Raw genomic sequence first — 22,185 nt, forward strand, 5'->3', positions numbered from 1 at the left:
TGGTGTGCCACCCTGGCGTTCTAGTTTTAACTGTCTCACCCATTTATCCATAGTGGACTTACCTACGTTCATCGCCTTTGCAGCTTCGATGATGCTATGGTTTTTATCGAGGACTAATTGGGCTGCTTCAAGTTTGAATTCAGCACTAAATGTTTTTCTGGTTGTCGATCTCATGTGTTCACCTAAAGTCATCTACGAGGTAATAATATCACCTCTATTTAGGTGGCCAAAATTAGTGTGCCACTACACAACGCCAGCCTACTCTATCTGCCAGAGTTTTTTTTGTAGCTTGGGTAAAATCATCTCTATTTGTAGCCAAAGGGCTTTCCTCATACACCTGCAATTACTACATTTAGCAACCTATAGCAAAATGATGAACGATAATCCAGATTATATTATTAGCACTTGATGCGTGGCAGGCTGTGCCATTTTGTTGAGTATTGCGGCGTTAGAAACTCTCGCCGCATTGCCCATTTTTGCTTTGTGCCTTGCGCCGCAAGAAATAGCGTGTCCCTTCCATATTTGTCATTTAACCGATCAAGGATATTCATCAATGCTGGATTGGCCTTGGAAGCGTTAAAAAGGTCTAGCTTGCAGTTCTTCTCGCTGGTTAGGTCGAGCAACCCAACGCCGATTTTGTAATATCTAACGCCGTCTCTGAAAAGCGCCGAAGCACAAAAGTTGGGACAGGCACAAATCTGCCGGGATTTACAGCCAACACAGAAGTTACAGGAGTTCACCTCCCCTCGGAGTTGCCGCAGGGCGAATAGACAAATTGCGTGAGTCTTGCCATGGATGGCAAGCTAGCTTTCGCAGGTGCAGGGACGCATCCTTCGGAAGCGATAGCGAATTTGGCAATGAGCCCAAGGGGCTTTCAACTCCGTTGGGGCGTCTTGGAGCATCCAAGGAGGATAGGACGAGCAGTCCTCCTTGGTCGGGTGTGGGGTGAAGGCCCACGACTTTGATTCACCTCGGCCGTAAGGCCGCAATTTCTTCCGAAAGATCGGACAGGCATAATTCTTTCTGAATTTACAGTCCATACAGCATCGACAGGAGTTCACCATCCCCTCGGAGTTGCCGCAGGGCATTTGCGTTCGTTGCGTGAGCGAGGCATGGATGCCGAGATAGCGTCAGTCGAATCAGGGACGAGCGTCTGACGCGATAGCATAAGGACGCTAAATGCCCAAGGGGCTTTCAACTCCGTTAGGGGCGTCTTGGAGCATCCAAGGAGGATAGGACGAGCAGTCCTCCTTGGTCGGGTGTGGGGTGAAGCCCCACGATCTTGATTTATCTTGGCCGCTAGGCCGCAATCAATATAGCATTGTGCTAAACAGCACGAATATCAGGCAGAGGGTTGAAGCCCCACGACGTTAAACTTCTCGGCCATTAGGCCGCAATTTCTTCAGCGGTAAAGCCGCATCAAAACTCAATTGTCGCATTCCGCGACAACAAAAAAGCCACTGTGGTCAGTGGCTTTCATCTGAAAAATCAAAATCTAAGCGATTCGGCTTAGTCCAGATTGGGTTCTTCACTGTAATCGATACCATGGTAGCTTAGGCAAGCGTCCACTTCATTGGCGCTACCTAAAATCACTGCTACACGTTGGTGAATTTGTGTTGGTTGAATATCCAAAATGGTTTCATAACCGGTAGACGCCTTACCGCCAGCTTGCTCGACTAAGAGGGCCATTGGGTTGGCTTCGTACATTAAACGCAGCTTGTATGGCTTTTTCGGATCTTTATTGTCGGTTGGGTAAGTAAAAATACCACCGCGAGAAAGTACGCGGTGCACGTCACCCACCATGGCGGCAATCCAGCGCATGTTAAAGGATTTTTCGCGAGGGCCAATTTTACCGAGCAGTAAATCGGCAATATAGGTCTGCATTGGCGCTTCCCAAAAACGTTGGTTCGACATGTTAATGGCAAACTCTTGGGTATCTGGGCTAATGCTCATGGCGGCGTTAGTCAGTAAAAACTCATTGGTTTCTGGGTGCAAAGTAAAGAGTTGCACGCCTTGGCCTGTGGTTAATGCCAGCATGGTCGATGGACCATAAAGGACATAACCTGCGGCTAATTGCGCACGGCCAGATTGTAAAAAGCTAGTTTCAGTCAGCTCGCCAGCAGGCGCGGGCAGGACGGAGAAAATGGTGCCGACTAACGAGTTGATATCGATATTAGATGAGCCATCTAGCGGATCGAAACACACCAGGTATTGACCATTTTGGCTGACTTCAACCACATGATCTTCTTCTTCCGACGCCAAACCGCGCACTGTACCGTCAGCTTTTAATGCATCTTTGAGCATGTCGTTGGTGATGATATCCAGTTTTTTCTGGGTTTCACCTTGGACGTTTTCTTGCTCAGTCGCGCCTAACACGCCCGCAAGTGCACCGTGGCGAACGGCATGGCTAATGGCTTTTGAGGTGTCGGCTAAGGTTAAAATTAGGTGGGAGAGGGAGTCGTTCACTGCCTGTGAGGTCAGGTGCTGGGCCAGAGTCTGCATGTTATGTCCTTTAGAGGTTCAACAATGAGGTCAATTTCGTTATTTGCCGCGAATGATAACTCAGTTAGTCGACAATTTCAGCGATGTTGCTGATGCTTTTAGCGAATATTGGGGCTTTTTGGGATTATTTGGATTGAGCTTGGCGCAAGGGCCTAATTTGTATCGGCATATTGCATGCTCTTTCTATTTATAGGCGGCCTCTGGCACAATGTCGGCTTGTTTTTAATCGCTGACATCTTAGGCGATTATGCTCCCAAGGAATAATAATGATTAAAAATAGGTTAACTTGGTTCCCTGCGTGCTCACTTAAGGTGCGCGCCGTTCCCCTACTGATAGCGAGCCAAATGGCCATGATTTCGACAGCTATGTTTTCAATTACCCCAGCTTATGCAATGGAAGGCGGCAAACTGCCACTGACGATTGAGCGAATGAACGCCTCGCCCGCCTTAGCGGGCACCAGTCCTCGAGGTTTGAAATTGTCACCCGATGGTCAGCGTGTCACTTATCTTGCGGGCCGTAAAGACAATCAAAACTTTTATGATCTCTGGCAGATGGATGTAAAGACGGGTAAATCTAGCCTATTGCTCAATGCCGATAAGTTGGCAAGCAATGAATTATCCGATGAAGAAAAAGCCCGCCGCGAGCGCCAACGTATTTATGGCGAAGGCATTATGGAGTACTTCTGGGCCGATGATAGCCAAGCGCTATTAATTCCGGCTGCTGGTAATCTGTATTATTTTTCATTAGTGGATAACAGTGTCAGCCAACTTCCCATTGGCGAAGGGTTTGCCACAGATGCGCGCCTATCGCCCAAGGGACATTTTGTGTCTTTCGTGCGGGACCAAAATTTGTATGTGTTAGATCTGGCAACCAAAAAACTCCAAGCTATGACGAGCGATGGCGGCGGGGCGATTAAAAATGCCATGGCCGAGTTTGTCGCTCAGGAGGAAATGGATCGCATGACAGGTTATTGGTGGGCGCCCGATGAATCGGCCATCGCCTTTACCCGTATTGATGAGTCCGGTGTCGAACAAGTAACCCGTAACGAAATCTATGCTGATGGTATTAAACTTACTGAGCAGCGCTATCCCTATGCCGGCAAAAACAACGTCGATATCGCCCTCGGTGTGGTCACGTTAAAAAATAAGGCTATCAATTGGGTGACCCTGCGCGAAGAGAACAGCGCAGACAAGAGCAAAGATATTTACCTGCCGCGGGTCGATTGGTTGCCCGATAGCAAACATTTGTCGTTCCAGTGGCAGAGCCGCGATCAACATCAGCTCGATTTACAGTTAGTGGCGTTAGATGCGCTTACTAAACCAAAAATCTTAGTGAAAGAACGCAGTAACGCTTGGGTGAACCTCAATAACGATCTGCACTTTTTAAAACAGCAATCGGCTTTTATTTGGGCATCTGAGCGTGACGGCTTTAATCATCTGTATCTTTTTGACTTAAAAGGCAAACTTAAAACCCAATTGACTCAGGGCGAGTGGGCTGTCGATGCGTTGGAATACATAGATGAAACCGCTGGTTGGGTATATTTCACTGGCCGCAAAGATACGCCAATCGAGAAACAACTTTATCGCGTGCCTTTAGCGGGTGGCAAGGTTGAGCGGGTAAGCAAGCAAGCGGGCATGCACGATCCTGTGTTTGCCGACAATCAAAGCGTGTATCTGGATTATTTCAATAGCTTATCTCAGCCACCGCAGATCAGTTTACACGGTGACAAGGGCCAGCAACTGGCTTGGGTTGAGCAAAATGAAGTCAAGCAAGGCCATCCTTTATATGAATATGCGGGTCTGTGGCAACTCCCTGAATTTGGTGAACTGAAAGCCGAAGATGGCCAAGTGTTACAAACCCGTTTATTCAAACCTGTGCCGTTTGATGCAAGCAAGAAATACCCTGTCGTTGTGCGGGTTTACGGTGGGCCGCACGCACAGTTAGTGACCAACAGTTGGAGCGAGCAGGACTACTTTACCCAGTATCTTGTGCAACAAGAGTACGTAGTATTCCAATTAGATAACCGCGGCAGCGCCCACAGGGGCACAAAGTTTGAGCAAGTGATTTACCGTCATTTGGGTGAAGCTGAAGTCAAGGATCAAAAAGTGGGAGTGGACTATTTACGGAGTCTGCCATTTGTCGATGCCGATAATGTAGCGATTTACGGCCACAGCTACGGCGGTTACATGGCCTTGATGAGTTTATTTAAGGCGCCGGATTACTTTAAAGCCGCGATTTCGGGTGCACCTGTAACCGACTGGCGCTTGTATGACACCCATTATACTGAGCGTTACTTAGCCCATCCGGAGGGGAATGAAAAAGGTTATGAAGCCAGCAGTGTGTTCCCTTATGTGAAAAACTATCAAGCGGGTTTGTTGATGTATCACGGCATGGCCGATGATAACGTCTTGTTTGAAAACAGCACTCGGGTTTATAAGGCGTTGCAGGATGAGGGCAAACTGTTCCAGATGATCGATTATCCTGGATCTAAACATTCGATGCGTGGCGAGAAAGTGCGTAATCACTTATATCGCTCACTGGCAGATTTCCTCGATAGGCAGTTGAAAAACGCCAAATAGTAGGCATAAAAAAACCAGATCCTAGGATCTGGTTTTTTGTGAATCGATACTTATCAAACCAATTAATGCGGATGTCGCTTAGCGGGCGATTAGCCTTCTAAGTTACCGCAAAAACGATAGCCTTCACCGTGAATAGTCGCGATGATTTCTGGCGTATCTGGCAAGCTTTCGAAATGCTTACGGATACGACGGATAGTCACGTCTACAGTACGATCGTGTGGCTTAAGTTCACGGCCAGTCATTTTCATCAGTAGATCGGCACGAGTCAAAATTTTGCCTGGGTTTTCAACAAAGTGCAGCATAGCGCGGAACTCGCTACGTGGCAGTTTGTAAGATTCACCCTGTGGGCTCACTAATGAACGGCTGTTGATCTCTAAGCTCCAATCATTGAAGCGGTAGTATTCTACTGAGCTCTTTTCTTCGACTTCAGCGCCAGCGCTGTTGACACGAGTCAGAAGGTTACGAGCACGAATCGTTAATTCACGTGGGTTGAACGGCTTGGTAATATAATCGTCCGCGCCAATTTCAAGTCCAAGAATTTTGTCGACTTCGTTGTCACGACCTGTCAGGAAGATAAGACCGATGTTGTTGATTTCACGTAGTTCACGTGCCAACAATAGACCATTCTTACCTGGCAAGTTAATGTCCATAACGACCAAGTTAATTTTGTTTTCCTGCATAGCCTTATGCATTTCTGCGCCATCATTGGCCTCAGTTACCACATACCCTTCTGCCTCGAAAATACTTCTCAGCGTGTTACGGGTAACGGCTTCATCTTCAACGATCAGAATGTGCGGATTTTGCATATTATTTACCTAAATTTTAATCAGTTTATACTAACCAATAAGAGCAACTTACTTCGGGCTCTTATATTCATAAAAGCGTTGATACTTCCTTGAACTGCTTTGTGCTCAAAAGGAAAATCTTTACGGTGACATCTATATCTGGATGTAGATTAAGTGCACGTTTAAGTGTAATACGAGAAAACGTAATCAGTACCAACTTCGATAAGCAATAGTTAGAATAAGTTCCTTAACTATTGTTTTTTTTAAATGTTTAAAAGACAAATCAAATGTAGAACAGATTTTAAACAGATGCCCGGTCAGTTCACGTTACTTTAAGCGATATATGTAACAAACTGTATTGAACGATAAGCATCTTGCTCAATCTGTTTCAACTCACCAGTACGTACATTGTACTCGTTTTAGTCATTTGTTAACAAATGAAATGTTAACAAATTTTAGGTGAGCAGGGGTTTTTACCATGATATTTACTTTAGCTATTGATTAGTATAACTAATGTATTTCTTATTCCTGTGAGCCAGTTCACGCCTCTTTGGATTTTACAATCACTCTGCTACACTAGCTTGGGTTCATTTTTCGACTAGACTACCAATGGACAATACGACTCAAAATTTGTGGCAATGTTACCAAGCGCCGTTGTTTTTGCTGACTCAAGCATTATCCTGTGATTTTTCCTTTGCTGTTATTACCGCTCATAATCCCGCTTCAAAGCTTCTCTCTCCTAGCCAAAACCGTTTACTCGATCGCCAACTTCTTCGTGAAATTGAATTACTCGGTAGCCCTTATCGTGCTTTAGTGGGCGCCGCACCGGATTTATCCCACATGGAAAAAAGTTGGGCCGTGTTTATCGATAGAACGATGGCATTGCAATTGGGTAAGAAATTTAATCAATATGCGATTTATGTTGTCGAACAAGGGGATGTGAGCTTAGTGCCTTGCACCTTGGATGGACATGATGAAGTGTGTTTAGGCAAATTTAGAGATTATGTGCAGCTGGTATACGAGCTACCCGATTTGAACATTTAGTTGTTTTCAAAAGATTTTATTTAAATTGTTCATTTGTTATGAAATTAGCATTGACTTCATTAGGGGTTTATTGCTACTTTTTTCGTCCCTTTCCTAGGAAAGGAACAGAAGAGGAGCGTTAACTAGGTAGTCGGTCAGAGGAGCACAAACTCCAGCGATGACTGATGAGGGAGATTAACGCCGAGGCATAGATATGGTTGCTGCATGTTTATGTCGGTCGCTCAGGCTGAATCCTGACGATTGTCACCTGTAATTGGTGGAGAGCTTCTGGTGACGATTGCTGTTTCCCTTCTTTTGGGGTGCGTTATCATTGAGCACCAGGCTCTTCGAACGAAGTCAGTTCGGAGTGTGATCATGTTAGTTAATCAATATCTTATTCAATCTGCATTTATTTGTTGCCCTACGTGTTTCACGGAGGTGCGCTAATGTCCCTCGTTGTCGCAAAATTTGGTGGCACCTCAGTCGCCGACTATAACGCTATGAATCGCTGTGCCGACATAGTGTTAGCTAATCCTCATTGTCGTTTAGTCGTGGTCAGCGCTTCGAGCGGCGTGACGAATCTACTAGTGGAATTGACCCAAGAAGCCATCAACGACGATGGCCGATTACAGCGATTAAAACAAATTGCCCAAATTCAATATGCGATTTTAGATAAGCTCGGTCGTCCTAACGATGTGGCCGCCGCATTAGATAAATTATTGAGTCGCATGTCGGTATTGAGTGAAGCGCTCGCATCACAACGCAGCAAAGCGACCATGGATGAGTTGTTGTCCCTCGGTGAGCAATGTTCTTCGGCGTTGTTTTCGGCGGTGATCCGCGAGAAAGGTGTCAACTCAAGTGCCTTCGATGTGCGCCGAGTATTACGTACTGACAGCCACTTTGGCCGCGCTGAACCTCAGGTTGAACAGATTGCGACTCTAGCTCGTGATTATCTACAGCCACTGTTAGTGGAACAAGTGATTGTCACGCAAGGCTTTATCGGTGCCGATGAAGCCGGTCAAACGACCACGTTAGGTCGTGGTGGTAGTGACTATTCTGCTGCACTGTTAGCTGAAGCGTTACGCGCCTCAGCGGTAGAGATTTGGACCGATGTCGCTGGGATTTATACAACAGATCCTCGCCTTGCGCCCAATGCCTTTCCGATTGCAGAGATCAGTTTCAATGAGGCTGCCGAGATGGCGACCTTTGGTGCCAAGGTATTGCATCCTGCGACTATTCTTCCTGCCGTTCGTCAGCAAATTCAAGTGTTTGTGGGTTCAAGTAAAGAGCCTGAAAAGGGCGGAACTTGGATCCGTCATCAAGTGGAAGATGCGCCCGTATTCCGCGCTGTGGCTTTGCGCCGCGATCAAACCCTATTAAATCTTCACAGCTTGCAAATGTTGCATGCTCAGGGCTTTTTAGCGGAAACCTTTGCGACATTAGCGCGACATAAGATCAGTGTGGATTTGATTACCACATCAGAAGTGAATGTGTCTCTAACCCTCGATAAAACTGGTTCAGATTCGAGTGGTCAAGGTCTGCTGAGTGAGGCATTGCTGCAAGAATTATCACAGCATTGTCGGGTGCGAGTTGAAGATGGATTGGCCTTAGTGGCAATTATCGGTAATCGTATTGCGACGACACCGGGTATCTGTCGCCGTGTATTTGAAGTGTTAGAGCCACACAATGTGCGGATGATTTGCCAAGGTGCCAGCCCACATAATCTGTGTGTGTTAGTGGCCGAAGCGGAAGCGGCGCAAGTGGTTAAATCGCTGCATCAAAATCTGTTCGAAGGCGTTTAGTATGTTGCCGACAACATCGTCTCTGCAAATCGGGGAGCTTGCCGCAGGGCAAGCACTCACTTTGCCTATCTACCATTTCAAGCCGAGTGACGATAAGGCAACTGGCCCCAAAGTGTATATTCAGGCCAATGTCCACGGTGCTGAAGTACAAGGTAATGCGGTGATTTATCAGTTGATGAAGCAGCTTGAACACTGTGATATCCGCGGCGAAATCACCTTAGTGCCATTGGCGAATCCACTCGGGATCAACCAAAAAAGTGGTGAGTTTACCCTTGGCCGATTTGATCCTATTACGGGCGCGAATTGGAATCGTGAGTATTTGAATCATGCAATCGATTTGCCGACTTGGTATGGCGAACATGCCAAGCTGAGTGATAGCGAGCTGCTCCAAGCCTATCGCAGTACTTTGGTTGAAGCCTGTCAGCAAAAATTGCGTCATGAATGGGGCATCACCACGGGTCATAGACTTGCGGTTAACCTGCAGATTATGGCCCATGGCGCGGATATAGTGCTCGATCTGCACACAGGTCCTAAGTCTTGTAAGCACTTGTATTGTCCTGAATATGACTTAGCTGCTGCGCAGTTTTTGTCGATCCCTTATACGCTCATTATCCCCAATGCCTTTGGTGGCGCCATGGATGAGGCTGCGTTTTGTCCTTGGTGGCAATTGAGTGATTTTGCAAAATCAAAAGGGCGCGATTTAGGAGTTGCAGTGTCAGCGTTAACGTTGGAATTGGCGAGCCAAGAGCGCGTCTGTCTTGAGGATGCACTAGTTGATGCACAAGGGATTTTGGCATATTTAAGCCACCGAGGAGTGATTGCTGAAACCGTTGCGCCCGCTAAAATGCAGCGCTTTGGTTGTTACCTTAAGGACTATAAAAAGTATCACGCGCCAAGTGCTGGATTAGTGGAATACCTCGCGCCTGTGGGTGAACCACTGGCTGCGGGGCAGCCCTTAGTCAATTTACTGCGAATGGATTTATACGGTACGGCGGATGAGCTAAAAACGGTTAGTTTGCCGCAGGACTGCGTGCCGATTTTGCACTTTGCTTCGGCGTCAGTGCACCAAGGAACTGAGCTTTATAAAGTGATGACCAATGTGTTTGAGTTGCCGACATTCCAGCCTAAATCATAAAAATTAGCTCGTAAGCATTAGCTCATAACAATTAGCTTAAGGGACTGAGAGAAAACAACGCCAATCCTAATCGATTGGCTTTGTTGTTTTAAGGTGGCTATAACCACTTAAATCGATAAAACAGCGCCATTTGCAGGGCGACGAGTGAGATTAATATGCCGCAGAAGGTGGCGAAGGCCCAAGTGTTGTCCGCGCCCGGTATCCCGCCAATGTTGACCCCAAGTAAGCCTGTTAAAAAGCCTAGCGGTAAGAAGATTGCTGACACTAAGGATAAGAAATATAAGCGTTTGTTGAGTTGCTCCGATTGCTGACTGAGTAATTCTTCTTGAGTTACATTAGCCCTATCGCGCAGGGCATCGAGATCTTCAATGGTGCGGATAAGTTTATCGTTTGTTTCCCTCAGCTTGAGTCGCTCAGTATCTTTAAATAGGCTAAATTGCTCAGAAATCATTTTCGAGAATGCTTCGCGCTGTGGGGCTAAATAGCGGCGAATGGCCACAGTTTGACGGCGCAGTTCGGCGATATCGGTACGTAAGTCTTTCACATTGCCTGAGACGACTAGCTCTTCTAAATCAGAGAGCTGTTCTTCCAATTTATCAATAAACTCGACTTTACGATTGGTCAGTCGCTCGCAGATTGCGACGATAAAGTCCCCCGTAGTTGTAGGCCCATTGCCCTCAAGGATTAGCTCGGCGACATCTTTGACCGACTGTAACTCGCGATCGCAGGTGGATATGATCCGCTGTTTATCGGCATAGATACGAACGGCCACCATGTCTTCTGGAGCAGAATTGGGGTTGAGGTTGACGCCGCGTAACGCGAGTAATATGCCTTCACCTGTTATCACTGCACGGGGACGAGTGTCTTGGGCGAGTAGGGCATCACTTTCGACCTTAGGCAGACCGCTATTGAGTATCCAGTGGCGTGCCTTTTTATTGCGATAGCGAAGGTGTAACCAGAGTAGGCCATCCTGAGGATCCCATTTTTCGATCTGTTCTAGGCTCAAGGTGGAACCCGCTTGGGCGCCGCTGAGCACTAAACTGTAGATAAACCCTTCGTGCATATCGCATTCCATTTAACTTTCAAAATCATCCAAACAAACTAACTGATTTTGTCATGAAAATGAAGTCAGGACTTATGCTTAACGACATGAGACAAACGTAAATTGACATAAATTTGATGTGCTGAGGGATGCAAGCAACTTAGCCAAGGATAGGTTAAAATTAGCATTAGTAGGCTTAGATCAAAGAGACAATAAAATGGAATACGAATTTCGGCGTAACAGTTTAACTGGCACTTTTTTGGCTAGCTTTAGCATGGATCATGAAGTGCTTGGGCAATGGTTTACGGAAGAATTAGGGACTGAGTTAGCTAAAATTCAGCAAGTGTTGGGTGTGATAAAAGAAATTCAAGCCGATAAACGAGGTTCATGGCGTCTTGTTGGTAATGATTTTACCTTAGAGTTAGAGCGTGAACAGGCCCGAGTCTTTGCCAATACTTTAGGCTTTGAGCAAGAATATGAATTGGAAGAGGCTATGTCACTTTATGATGCTGAGTCAGAAGCTTATTGTGGCCTTGAGGATTTTGAGCAGGCGTTACTGAGTTGGCAGACATTTATCGAGAAAGGTCTGTAATCATTTATTTAATCTCTATTTGATAAAAACATAAAGGCAATCATGGGATTGCCTTTATTGTTTGCGCGATACCAAGCTCATTTTCGTATCTTTAATGATTCAGGTAGCGCACCGACATTTCGGTTCTTGATTTCGCATTGGCTTTACGCAGTAGGTTTTTCACGTGTACTTTAACTGTGCCTTCACTAATGTGTAAATGCTCTGAAATCATGCGATTACTTAAGCCTTCCGCCAGTTGCTGTAGAATTTGCAGCTCCCTTGGGGTTAGGCTCGAAATCCATTCTTGTTCATCAGTCGCATCTTTAAGTTCGTAAAGGTATTCCTCGACTTCATCGCTGATCACCCTGTGGCCAAGCATGGCATTTTTGAGTTTTTCGAGCAGCAAATCTGGCTCAGTATCTTTAAGCAAATAGCCGTCTGCTCCAGCGCGAAGTAAACGGATAACATCCTGTTTTGCATCTGAAACGGTGAGAATTACTATGCGTGAGGTAACACCTTCTTGGCGCATGGCGTTGAGGGTATCTAGGCCTGTCATGCCTTTCATATTCAGATCGAGCAATATGATGTCGGGTTCATCGGTGACCACTGCGGTTAATGCGTCTAAACCACTACCGGCTTCGCCAAATAGGCTGAAGTCAGGATCTGAAGCGATGAGCTGGCAGATGCCTTTGCGCAAGAGGGGATGGTCATCGACCACCAGTACTGAATAAGGTTTACCCATTTGAAGGCTCCTGTTGAGATGGGAAAATAAGCGTCACTCTAGTGCCACTTGACCCTTTGCTGTGCTGCACAAGGTTTAATGGGCTGTTAGGTTTGAGTGCGTCGTCTTGTGCATTGCATCCTTGCTCAGTCGTGGTTGTCATAGCAGGTTTAAATTTCTTTAAATCATTGTCGCTGAACACGACTTTACCTGAAAGCTTACTGGCTCGTTCATGCATTATACCTATGCCAAAATGTTGATCTCGTTCTTTTAAATGTCCAATACCTATGCCGTTATCACAAACATCAATATTGACCATACCCTCGTCATCCTTATAGCAATGGATGTTAATGAGGCTGGCCTCAGCATGTTTGATGGCATTTAACGTCGCTTCTCGCGTGATCTGCAGTATGTGGATGTGCTGCTTTGCCTCTAGCCATTGTGGCGCAAGTTTATAGTCTAAGGTTATCTTTATATTCGTCTTTGTCCTGAGTTGCTCAAGCATAGCCTCTAAAGCACTTTTTAGATCGGGTTCTTTAATTGTGAGCCTAAAGGTGGATAGTAACTCCCTGAGCTGCACGTAGGCAGTGCTTACACCTTCGTTGATTTCGGTTAGCTGCGCCTCAACGATTGGACTGCGGCAACTGCAATCTAAGTTTTTGCGTAATAAGCTAATTTGGATTTTTAGGAAAGATAGCACTTGACCTAAAGAGTCGTGCAGCTCTCGGGCAATTACGCCACGTTCCTCCATTAGCGCCAGTTGCTGTCTTTGCTCTGTGGCATTGTGGATCACGATTGAGCGCGTCAGCATAATTGCGAAATTGTTAAACAAGGCGATATTGGGTGTTTGAGCGGCAATTAACTCTAAATAGCCTAAATTAGCCTGCTCAAATTGCAGTGGAAAACGGGTGCTCTCTTGAGTCATATCTGGCCAGCCGCCATCGGCCTCAATCACTTCTAACTCTTGCTCTGGGTATTGAATGATGAGTCTTAGGTAGTCGAGTGATTCATAGCCTTTTAACTGATTCAGCGCCGCCTTGAGAGCCTTGTAATCGAGTTTATTTGCGTTTAATGTCAGTAGGTTATCATATAAGAATGCCAGTTCGTTGTTGGCCCTTGTCAGCGCTAAGGTTTTTTCTGCTACTTGCGATTCTAAGTTGCCATAAAGCGTCGCGAGTTCCTTAGCCGTTTTTTGTAGGGCATGGGTCAGCGCTGTAAGTTCAATATATTCGGTCTCGGGCATTTCAATTTCAAAATTACCTTTAGAAATGGTATTCGCCGACTCCATCAGTTTTTGCAGTGGGATCACCACTTTCTTCTTTGTAAAACGCACGGCCACAAAAGCGATAATGAGCATGACGCCTAAGCCTAATATTTGGCTGGCGGCAAGGAGCCTGAGTTTAAAGGCGGCGTAGTGCTCCATCTCAAGCACCAGTAAATCTATGGTATCAACAAAGTCCTTCAGTGAGGCGACATAATCGCGGGAGTTTTCTTGTTCTATGTAGTGCTTCATCACCAGCCATTTATCGATGACAAGCTGATATTGAGCGGCAATTTCTGGCGGACTAAACCAACTTTCCGAGGGCTTTAATGTGTCGGAATAGAGCGTATTTTCGAATTCGGTGATTTTATCCTGTGCGGCCTCACTGCCTGAGTTGGCGTAAAACATTAACCGATAGCTTTGCATCCTCAGCGACCCTGAGGCATTAATCGCCTTGGCGTCGCCTAAGCTGTAGGACAAATTGATGATAGCAAAAGTCGATAAACTACTAGAGAGCAGAATAAGTACTAACATTAATCCTAAGATTTTTGAGGTTAGACTACCTCGTTTCATTAATCCGCTGTTCATTTTGATGGCCGCTGTTATGGCACTTTGCAGTGGTTTTTACATTAGAAAATAATGTAATACATTAACAAAAGTATAGAAATGTGAACAACAACACCTTTACATTTTGATCTAGCGCAAACTTCAACCTAGATACCCCCTAAGAGGTATATTTTTAGCAGGGTTAAATCACTAAGTTTGACCATGGAGATGTCGTGATTTACAACAATAATGCAACACGGAGATGAGATGATGAAGAAGATGACAGGTAAGTCCTTTGCACTGAGTGCACTGGTTGCCGCCAGCTTCATGGCAGCGGGCGCAATGGCGAGTGATAAAACAGAGCCTCGCAACGAAGTTTATAAAGATAAATTTAAGAATCAATACAGTAGCTGGCATGATACCGCTAAAAGTGAAGAACTAGTGGATGCACTTGCACAAGATCCTAATATGGTGATCTTATGGGCGGGTTATGGTTTTGCTAAAGATTATAATGCACCACGCGGCCACATGTATGCGGTAACTGACGTGCGCAACACGCTACGTACAGGTGCACCTGCTAATGCGGAAGATGGTCCTATGCCGATGGCATGTTGGAGTTGTAAGAGCCCTGATGTACCTCGCTTGATTGAAGAGCAAGGCGAAGATGGTTACTTCAAAGGTAAGTGGTCAAAGGGTGGCCCTGAAGTGACAAATACCATTGGTTGTGGTGATTGCCATGAAAAAAGCTCTCCAAAGTTACGTATTTCACGCCCTTATGCAGACCGTGCTTTTGAAGCTATAGGTACACCTTTCAGCAAAGCGTCTAAACAAGATAAAGAATCAATGGTATGTGCTCAGTGCCACGTTGAGTATTATTTTGAGAAAACTGACGACAAAAAGAATTTTGTTAAATTCCCTTGGGATATGGGTACAACAGTTGAAAAAATGGAAGTCTACTATGACTCAATCCAATTTTCTGATTGGACACACGCCCTTTCTAAGACACCAATGTTAAAAGCCCAGCATCCAGAGTATGAAACTTGGAAAATGGGTATTCACGGCATGAATAATGTGAGTTGCGTTGACTGTCACATGCCAAAAGTGACCAGTGCTGAAGGTAAGAAGTTTACCGATCATAAAGTGGGCAATCCATTCGACCGTTTTGAAGAAACCTGTGCAACTTGCCATAGCCAGACTAAAGAGTTTTTGGTTGGCGTGACTAATGAGCGTAAAGCCAAAGTCAAAGAAATGAAGTTGAAAGCGGAAGAGCAATTAGTCAAAGCACACTTTGAAGCAGAGGCTGCGTGGAAAGCTGGCGCAACTGAAGAAGAAATGAAACCCATACTGACAGATATTCGCCACTCACAATGGCGTTGGGATTTAGCGATTGCTTCCCATGGTGTTGCAGCTCACGCACCGGATGAAGCATTGCGTATTCTGGGAACTTCGGTAAGTAAAGCTGCTGATGCTCGTGTTAAGTTAGCGCAATTACTCGGTAAAAAAGGCATCACAGATCCTGTTGCGATTCCTGATATCTCTACTAAAGCTAAAGCACAAGCAGCCTTAGGTATGGACATGAAAAAGATGAATGCTGAGAAAGAAGCATTTAAGAAAGACATGTTACCTAAGTGGGATGAAGAAGCGAAAAAACGCGAAGCCACTTATAAGTAGGTTTTAATCAATCGCGGTTGAGTTTTCGATATGAGCTAACCCCTCATGCAAACAAAAGCCCTCGCTGACTCAGCGGGGGCTTTTTTATGGAAAAAAATATCGAGTAATGTCAGGCGTTGCTCATGCTGGCCGAGTGAATACCACGGGCTAAATCGTTATTTAATCAGTTTTAATAACGCCCTAAACCGCTCGCCTTGGGCTTGATGTTGTAATTCAAATAATAGCGATTCCACGTTAGTTAATAGGGCGCCTCTGGCCGTCATCATTTGGATCCCGAGTTGTTTATTCTCAGCACTGCGTGACGATACGCAATCGGCGACTAAATGCACCGAATATTGTTGTTCGATAAGGTCACAACAGGTTTGGTAAACACACACATGGGTTTCAATACCCGCCAGTATGACGTGTTTGCGATTCGTCTTAGTTAATGCCTTTGCAAACGCGTCACAGTGCCAGCCGCTAAAATGCTGCTTGGCAATGGGGGAGCTGGTTTTCGCAAGTAAGGTTTGCAGCTCAGGGCTAGTTGCTCCGAGTTTATCGGGTAGCTGTTCTAACCAGAGTATGGGAATTTCAAATAATTGTGCGCCTTGGATTAAGGTCTGTAGTTGTTGATGCAGCTTGTCACTGTTATCCATGATTTGTGCAAGTTTTCCTTGCACATCGACGATAACGAGAACACATTCTTCTGGTTTTAACATCGGGCCTTCCTTTTGCGCTTGATGATTGTCTTAGTGATGATCTTCGCTTTTGTCTAAGAGCTTGTGTTGTGATGCTCAGATTTCATCTCGTTTTACGCTTACCCCAGTAGACCCTAATTTAACCTTGTTACCAATAGGCCTAAGGTCGAATAGCTGTCGCACTTAAACTGCTCACTAAAAGAGTGCATCGCACCAGTTAGTGCTCGATTATGGTGCGTTTTTAACCTTAAAAAATAGTGTTAAACAATTTAAACCAATAATAATCAATAGATTAAATTGTTGGCCTAATGATTGAATTACCTTTGATACAAGTTAATAACAATCGCGTTTTTTTGGAGGTCAGGATGAAACTAGTCAGCGCTATCATCAAGCCGTTTAAGTTGGATGATGTCCGTGAAGCTATCGCCGGAATTGGTATTGAGGGCATGACGGTGACCGAAGTGAAAGGTTTTGGCCGTCAGAAAGGGCATACAGAGTTGTATCGCGGCGCCGAGTATCAGGTGGATTTTTTGCCAAAAGTAAAACTAGAAATTGCCACTAAGGCTGAAAATCTCGACATGTTGATTGAGGCTATTACCACTGCGGCCCATACGGGGAAAATTGGTGACGGTAAGATCTTCGTCGTTGATTTAGAACATGCTATCCGTATCCGTACGGGTGAACTTGATACTGAAGCGCTATAAGGGGCTGACAATGGAAGAATTAACGAAATTAGGCGGCACAGTCACTGAACTACGCTTTGCACTCGATACCTTTTACTTTTTGATTTCTGGCGCTTTAGTCATGTGGATGGCGGCGGGATTCGCTATGTTAGAAGCGGGTTTAGTTCGCTCTAAAAATACCACTGAAATTTTAACTAAGAACGTTGTGCTGTACGCGATTGCCTGTGTGATGTATCTGTTGGTTGGCTATAACATCATGTATGTGGATAACATTGAAGGTGGCTGGTTACCGTCAATTGGCACCTTAATTGGTTCGCAATCAGCAGATGCGAGCCATGCATTAGAATCTGACTTCTTCTTCCAAGTTGTATTTGTTGCAACGGCGATGTCAATTGTTTCTGGTGCAGTGGCGGAACGGATGAAGTTGTGGGCTTTCTTGTTCTTCTCTGTGGTGATGACAGCGGTTATCTATCCAGTAGAAGGTTATTGGACTTGGGGCCAAGGTTTTATCGCTAAACTGGGCTTTGTAGACTTTGCTGGTAGCGGTATTGTGCATATGACGGGGGCGACCGCGGCGATTGCTGGCGTGATATTGCTCGGTGCGCGTAAGGGTAAATACGGGCCTAATGGCCAAGTGAATCCTATTCCAGGCTCTAACTTGCCAATGGCAACCTTAGGTATGTTTATTCTGTGGATGGGCTGGTTTGGCTTTAACGGCGGATCGCAATTAATGGTGTCGGATGCGGCGAATGCAAGCTCAGTGGCGAAAGTGTTTGTGAATACCAATACTGCAGCGGCTTTTGGTGCCATCTCAGCTCTTATCGTGTGTAAGATGATTTGGGGTAAAGCGGATTTGACCATGATCCTTAACGGTATTTTGGCTGGATTAGTGGCGATTACGGCAGATCCTCTCTCGCCTTCATTGTTAATGGCGGGTGTGATTGGTTTAGTGGCGGGCGGCGTGGTGGTGTTCTCGATTGTGGGCTTAGATCGTATTAAGATCGACGATCCCGTCGGTGCGATTTCAGTACACGGTGTGGCTGGTTTCCTTGGCTTAATGTGTGTGCCATTATCCAATGCCAATGCAACTATTACCGGACAGTTGACGGGCGCAGCGATCATTTTCACTTGGGTGTTCTGCTCATCATTTGCTGTCTGGTATGTGATTAAGATAACCATGGGGATCCGTGTGACTGAGGAAGAAGAATACAACGGTATGGATGCTTCTGACTGCGGTATTGATGCCTATCCTGAGTTTGTTACGGTCAAAAATGCGGGCTGATTAAACTTGCACATTAACGCGTGATTCACCTTGATGCTTAGCTTGGATCGAGGGATAGTGAAGCAGAGCCTAGGCTCTGCTTTTTTATGGGTAATCACTGTGATTGAAGTTTAAGCACAGGGTCATAAGCTTAATTACTGAGCCATTCTGTTTTCTTGCATAAATTAAGGAGTGTTCTATGAGATTGAATATAAAAACAATAGGTCAATTTTTGCGACTAAGTCTTATCGTCATTTCTGGCTGGATATCGGTTTCAGCCTTTGCAGGAGAAGTGATCGTTAATCGCTCAAGTGAGCCTGTCGATGCCTTTGCCGTGCGTGATCAAGTGCTCAAGGATTTTGAATGGCAGGAGTCGCTTCGTCGCCAGCAGCAAATCCAAATTCTGCAGGCTTTACCCTCAGGTTGCGTTACGGTCATGAAACCCTATCGACATTTTACCTGTGGAGAGCATAACTATCGGCCGTATGATTATCAGCAGCGTGAGTTATACATAGAAGTTGACCGACCTTCGCAATAGTTAATTCGTTAAATTATTTGCGATTATTTTCAATCGATCGCGATTATCATTTTTTTGTAACCATTTTATGTCGTCTTTTTCGCCATTTGTAATAAGCTCAAATAGGAGCTAATGGTGTGGGAGGACGTATGTCGAAACTATTCCGAGCCGTATACTTGAGTACGATCTTGAGCGTTGTATTCAGTCAATTGTTTGCTTGTAGCTCGACGACCATTGAGCCTAATCCGTCGGATCTTGAGTCGTTACTTGCCGATTCACTGTTTACCCCTGTGGCCAATATTCCTTCTGTTGCGGATATCTTTTATCTGCCACCCGAGGTCGTGACAGACGTAAAACGTCGCTATGGGATATACACTTTGTCACACAATAACAACATGTTAGCCAATGAATGGTTAGCTAGTTATATCAATGCGAGTCAAACCAATAGCGCTAACATTGATTTTCGATATCAAGATAATCTGACCCAAATTGCCCGTGAAACCTATGCCCAAAGGGCGGGTAATTGCATGTCTTTAGTGGTCATGACTTCTGCGTTAGCGGACATATTGAATGTGAGTGCTGAGTATCAAGATATCGCGATAGAACCCGTATGGGATAAGCAAGGTGATTTTTATTTAATCAATGGGCATGTGAATTTACGCTTACTTCCACCTGAAAACGCACATTCAGTTTATGTGTCATCTACCGCAGTTTTAGTGGACTTTATGCCAGAGCGAGCTCTACGGGGATACGGTAAAACCCAAGTGGATCGGCAGACCTTAATCAGTATGTTTTACAACAATATGGCGGCAGAGTCTTTGGTGAACGGTGATTTAGACAGGGCCTATGCCTTGATCAAAGCGGGTTTAAAAGTCGGCCAGTTTGTTCCTTCACTCAACACGCTCGCCATTATTTACCGGCATAAAGGTGATGAAAAGCGGGCCGAACAGGTTTATCGCTATGCACTCAAGTTTGATGCGAAAAATCTGACAACGCTTTATAACTTAGCCTTGATTTTAGGGGAGCAGGGGCGGCTTGATGAATGGGCCGAAATTAATAAAGTGCTTGAATTAGCGCGAATACGTAATCCCTATTATTACTATGACATGGGGCAGCAAGCCTATGATGAGCATCAATACGATGAAGCCTTGGCTTGGTATCAAAGGGCGTTGGCAAAAGCGGATTATCGTCATGAGTTCTTCTTCGGTTTATCTAAAACCTACTGGGCGCTGGGGGACGAAAAGCGTGCCAAACTGAATATGGATAAAGCCTTGGCTTTGAGCCGAGATGAGTCAGAGCGTCAACGCTATCAGAGCAAGTTACAAGTCATGTTACAGCATTAGCATTTGCCCGCTCTTTTCTATAGAGAGCTGGCCATCAATTATGCTTATTACGGGTAAACATCTTTGCTTGCTAACATAGGGCACCTAAATACACTTGCAGCAAATATGTTTATTCCTTTTTATCCGCCATATTCGATTTTGTTCATCAAGGCCGTGAGTTAGCTGGCATATTTGAATTTTTATTTTTTTAAATATATTAAAACAATAAGTTATATTTGATTTTTTGAAATGGAGACAACTTGGTTGCATTGGCGCTTGAGACTCGATAAATTGAACCCAGTATTGCAGTTGAGATCCCTTATCGCAGCGATAGAAATAGCCTAAAACACCAGCGTTGGAGCAGTAAAATTATGTATTACCAAAATGATGACGTTCGCATTAAAGAAGTAAAAGAGTTACTTCCACCTATCGCGATTCTTGAACGATTTCCTGCTTCCGAAAAAGCCTCTGCGACTGTGTTTAATGCGCGTAATAGTATCCATAATATTCTGGCTAAGTCTGATGATCGTCTATTAGTGGTGATTGGGCCTTGTTCTATCCACGATCCCAAAGCTGCGTTGGAATATGGACAGCGTTTGGTCTCACTGCGTGAACGTTATAAAGATCAACTCGAAATTGTGATGCGAGTGTATTTTGAAAAACCAAGAACCACAGTGGGTTGGAAGGGGCTGATTAACGATCCTTACATGGATAACAGCTTTAAACTCAATGATGGTTTACGCACCGCCCGTAAATTATTAGTGGATTTGAACGACAGCGGTATGCCAACTGCGGGTGAGTTTCTTGACATGATCACCCCACAATATATGGCTGATTTAATGTGCTGGGGAGCCATTGGTGCCCGTACGACAGAATCTCAAGTACACAGAGAGTTAGCCTCGGGTCTTTCTTGTCCGGTCGGTTTTAAAAATGGTACTGATGGCACGATTAAAGTTGCTATTGATGCGATAGGTGCTGCCAATGCACCACACCATTTTTTATCTGTGACTAAGTTGGGCCATTCGGCGATCGTTTCGACTAAGGGCAATCCTGATTGCCACATTATTTTACGGGGTGGCCGCGAGCCCAATTATAGCGCGCCGCATGTCACTGAGATTAGCCAGCAATTGTTAAAAGCAAAGCTTGCCGACAACATCATGATCGACTTTAGCCATGCTAATAGTAGTAAAGAGTATCAACGTCAGTTAGTGGTTGCTGAAGATGTAGCTGGTCAAGTGGCGGCGGGAAATACTGCTATTTTTGGTGTTATGGTAGAAAGCCATTTAGTGGAAGGTCGTCAAGATCTTATTGAAGGTCAAGAGTTATGCTATGGGCAGAGTATTACCGATGCGTGTATTGGTTGGGATGATACCGAGCGTCTGTTAGCCATTTTGAACCAAAGCATTATCGAACGCCGTCAGGTTTAATTGTCTGCTCGAGCGAACATAAACCGCAACTATACCTGAGTTAGCCGTTAACGATTGCGGGTTAAGTAAAAACAAAGGCGCTATCTTGGCGCCTTTGTTTTATCTATTTATTGCTTATTTCAACAATGTATTCATTTGCTTTGGCTAAGCTACCAAAGGCGGCAATAAGGTTGTTTCTACCTTTATCTTGTATCTCTGGATTGCCTGATTCGATCATCATCCACACCCAAGTTTGGATCAGTGGTAATGGCGGGTATTGAACTTTAGCGGAATCCAACATAAAGCTTCCTTTGATCTTAATTTAATTTGTTTATCTTAATGTTCTCGCTAGAACTTGGGCGTATGAATCGCAAAATCTAGCGCGTAGAGGTTAACAAATTCTATTGATTTGTATAACCGCCTCCATGGCATTTTGGGCAAAACGGCAAAAATAATCAACAGCAGCAACTTTGTGCCAAGCCTTCTTCCATTGCACTCTTATCCTCTTACATACGGCTCTGAGGTTAAGTAAAACGGTACATGCCTGAACACAAATTAGTATAAATTCATTTATTGTGAATACGCCAGTGTAATGCGTAAGTATGATGTTTTGGCTTTAAATACAATCAAAATAGCAGATTAGTATGTCGTGAATAAGTCTATTTGTCTGTCAGGAAAATC

The 22,185-nt window shown here is 45.0% G+C and carries 19 protein-coding genes, 1 pseudogene and 1 riboswitch; of the genes and pseudogenes, 11 read left to right on the forward strand and 9 right to left on the reverse strand.

The window, feature by feature from the left end; genetic code table 11:
• The 3 genes and pseudogenes from L5M18_RS15605 to L5M18_RS15615 all read right to left on the reverse strand — a co-directional run.
• On the reverse strand, positions 1-174 hold a 174-nt coding region (locus tag L5M18_RS15605; protein WP_263148818.1), incomplete at its 3' end, for a transposase.
• A gap of 224 nt (positions 175-398) precedes the next feature.
• Positions 399-674 (reverse strand): annotated as a pseudogene (locus L5M18_RS15610) (DUF4113 domain-containing protein); the annotation flags it as partial.
• Positions 675-1,509: 835 nt separating this feature from the next.
• Positions 1,510-2,502, reverse strand: coding sequence for a class 1 fructose-bisphosphatase (locus tag L5M18_RS15615; RefSeq protein ID WP_263197642.1), 993 nt, complete (start codon positions 2,500-2,502; stop codon positions 1,510-1,512).
• Between the two features lie 266 nt (positions 2,503-2,768).
• Here L5M18_RS15615 and L5M18_RS15620 point away from each other — a divergent pair, with 266 nt between their 5' ends.
• On the forward strand, positions 2,769-5,081 hold the full coding sequence (locus L5M18_RS15620) for a S9 family peptidase (RefSeq protein ID WP_263197644.1): 2,313 nt from the start codon (positions 2,769-2,771) through the stop codon (positions 5,079-5,081).
• An 89-nt stretch (positions 5,082-5,170) separates the two neighbouring features.
• Here L5M18_RS15620 and arcA read toward each other — a convergent pair whose 3' ends face one another.
• Positions 5,171-5,887, reverse strand: coding sequence for a two-component system response regulator ArcA (arcA, locus tag L5M18_RS15625; protein WP_006080127.1), 717 nt, complete (start codon positions 5,885-5,887; stop codon positions 5,171-5,173).
• 588 nt (positions 5,888-6,475) lie between these two features.
• On the opposite strand from arcA, the gene L5M18_RS15630 reads away from it, so the two are divergent.
• The 3 genes from L5M18_RS15630 (at position 6,476) to L5M18_RS15640 (ending at position 9,826) form a co-directional block, all read left to right on the forward strand.
• The gene (locus tag L5M18_RS15630; protein ID WP_173247481.1) at positions 6,476-6,910 is read left to right on the forward strand and encodes a DUF3293 domain-containing protein; all 435 of its coding nucleotides are present in this window, start codon (positions 6,476-6,478) and stop codon (positions 6,908-6,910) included.
• A gap of 100 nt (positions 6,911-7,010) precedes the next feature.
• A riboswitch (Lysine riboswitch) is annotated at positions 7,011-7,185 on the forward strand.
• A gap of 150 nt (positions 7,186-7,335) precedes the next feature.
• Entirely contained in the window at positions 7,336-8,691 is a 1,356-nt protein-coding gene (gene lysC, locus L5M18_RS15635; protein ID WP_263197646.1) for a lysine-sensitive aspartokinase 3, read from the forward strand.
• A 1-nt stretch (position 8,692) separates the two neighbouring features.
• Positions 8,693-9,826 carry a succinylglutamate desuccinylase/aspartoacylase family protein gene (locus L5M18_RS15640; RefSeq protein WP_263197648.1) on the forward strand — a complete coding sequence of 378 codons (1,134 nt, stop codon included), beginning with the start codon at positions 8,693-8,695 and terminating at the stop codon, positions 9,824-9,826.
• Positions 9,827-9,923: 97 nt separating this feature from the next.
• Here L5M18_RS15640 and L5M18_RS15645 read toward each other — a convergent pair whose 3' ends face one another.
• On the reverse strand, positions 9,924-10,889 hold the full coding sequence (locus tag L5M18_RS15645; RefSeq protein ID WP_131525184.1) for a zinc transporter ZntB: 966 nt from the start codon (positions 10,887-10,889) through the stop codon (positions 9,924-9,926).
• 196 nt (positions 10,890-11,085) lie between these two features.
• Here L5M18_RS15645 and L5M18_RS15650 point away from each other — a divergent pair, with 196 nt between their 5' ends.
• Positions 11,086-11,460, forward strand: a complete 375-nt coding sequence (locus L5M18_RS15650; protein ID WP_198571932.1) for a YacL family protein — start codon at positions 11,086-11,088, stop codon at positions 11,458-11,460.
• A gap of 91 nt (positions 11,461-11,551) precedes the next feature.
• Here L5M18_RS15650 and L5M18_RS15655 read toward each other — a convergent pair whose 3' ends face one another.
• Both L5M18_RS15655 and narQ read right to left on the reverse strand, forming a co-directional pair.
• Entirely contained in the window at positions 11,552-12,181 is a 630-nt protein-coding gene (locus tag L5M18_RS15655) for a response regulator (protein ID WP_263197649.1), read from the reverse strand.
• Positions 12,174-14,009, reverse strand: coding sequence for a nitrate/nitrite two-component system sensor histidine kinase NarQ (narQ, locus tag L5M18_RS15660; RefSeq protein WP_263197666.1), 1,836 nt, complete (start codon positions 14,007-14,009; stop codon positions 12,174-12,176). The genes L5M18_RS15655 and narQ overlap by 8 nt, the downstream gene beginning before the upstream one ends.
• Positions 14,010-14,234: 225 nt before the next feature.
• Between narQ and nrfA the strand changes: the two genes are divergently transcribed.
• Positions 14,235-15,638 (forward strand): ammonia-forming nitrite reductase cytochrome c552 subunit, encoded by a 1,404-nt coding sequence (nrfA, locus tag L5M18_RS15665; protein WP_263184477.1) that lies wholly within the window; start codon positions 14,235-14,237, stop codon positions 15,636-15,638.
• A gap of 155 nt (positions 15,639-15,793) precedes the next feature.
• Here nrfA and L5M18_RS15670 read toward each other — a convergent pair whose 3' ends face one another.
• Positions 15,794-16,336: a hydrolase gene (locus tag L5M18_RS15670; RefSeq protein WP_263197667.1), complete on the reverse strand. Its 543-nt coding sequence runs from the start codon at positions 16,334-16,336 to the stop codon at positions 15,794-15,796.
• 344 nt (positions 16,337-16,680) lie between these two features.
• Here L5M18_RS15670 and L5M18_RS15675 point away from each other — a divergent pair, with 344 nt between their 5' ends.
• From L5M18_RS15675 to aroG, 5 genes are all read left to right on the forward strand, one after another.
• Positions 16,681-17,019 (forward strand): P-II family nitrogen regulator, encoded by a 339-nt coding sequence (locus L5M18_RS15675; RefSeq protein ID WP_028761800.1) that lies wholly within the window; start codon positions 16,681-16,683, stop codon positions 17,017-17,019.
• Positions 17,020-17,029: 10 nt separating this feature from the next.
• The gene (locus L5M18_RS15680) at positions 17,030-18,280 is read left to right on the forward strand and encodes an ammonium transporter (protein ID WP_263197669.1); all 1,251 of its coding nucleotides are present in this window, start codon (positions 17,030-17,032) and stop codon (positions 18,278-18,280) included.
• A gap of 178 nt (positions 18,281-18,458) precedes the next feature.
• Positions 18,459-18,797, forward strand: coding sequence for a hypothetical protein (locus tag L5M18_RS15685; protein WP_131525189.1), 339 nt, complete (start codon positions 18,459-18,461; stop codon positions 18,795-18,797).
• A gap of 128 nt (positions 18,798-18,925) precedes the next feature.
• Positions 18,926-20,119, forward strand: a complete 1,194-nt coding sequence (locus tag L5M18_RS15690; protein WP_263197670.1) for a tetratricopeptide repeat protein — start codon at positions 18,926-18,928, stop codon at positions 20,117-20,119.
• Positions 20,120-20,469: 350 nt separating this feature from the next.
• A complete protein-coding gene (gene aroG / locus L5M18_RS15695; RefSeq protein WP_131525191.1) occupies positions 20,470-21,525 on the forward strand; it encodes a 3-deoxy-7-phosphoheptulonate synthase AroG in 1,056 nt (351 codons plus the stop codon).
• Between the two features lie 103 nt (positions 21,526-21,628).
• On the opposite strand, the gene L5M18_RS15700 is transcribed toward aroG, so the two are convergent.
• Positions 21,629-21,805: a hypothetical protein gene (locus tag L5M18_RS15700; RefSeq protein WP_105250227.1), complete on the reverse strand. Its 177-nt coding sequence runs from the start codon at positions 21,803-21,805 to the stop codon at positions 21,629-21,631.
• Between the last annotated feature and the right edge of the window lie 380 nt (positions 21,806-22,185).

The organism is Shewanella sp. SM20 (genome assembly GCF_025654545.1).
Classification (GTDB): Bacteria; Pseudomonadota; Gammaproteobacteria; order Enterobacterales; family Shewanellaceae; genus Shewanella; species Shewanella oncorhynchi.